At 40.2% G+C, this 266-nt stretch carries 1 protein-coding gene; it reads right to left on the bottom strand.

Annotation, left to right across the window (positions count from 1 at the left end; genetic code table 11):
• Nucleotides 1-266: hypothetical protein (locus SB753_RS37880; protein ID WP_410805264.1), on the bottom strand; the 266-nt coding region annotated here is incomplete at both ends.

The following is a 266-nucleotide window of genomic DNA, read 5'->3' as shown; positions in this document are numbered from 1 at the left end:
CTCAATTCCTTTGCCTCTTCTTCAGGCATAGGAAAACTAAGTTGCCACATAATCGAATCGGATGTGTAGGGCATCATATAAATTCGTTCATTTCCATTTGCGGTCTGGAAAACAGTAGCAGAATCCAATAAGGGACTTTCCAGATTTTCCAAAGCATCTAAAGGACAAATGCCTAATATTACAATACAGCCTAAATAGCGTAATGGCGTTTTTTCTTCGCCAATCAAAAGTTTGCGAACCGAACTTCGAATACCATCTGCACCGAC

The organism is Paraburkholderia sp. SIMBA_053, from assembly GCF_046534895.1.
Classification (GTDB): Bacteria; Pseudomonadota; Gammaproteobacteria; order Burkholderiales; family Burkholderiaceae; genus Paraburkholderia; species Paraburkholderia caledonica.
The sequence above is the reverse complement of the archived record's forward strand: the minus strand, read 5'-3'. Positions and strand labels throughout refer to the sequence as shown.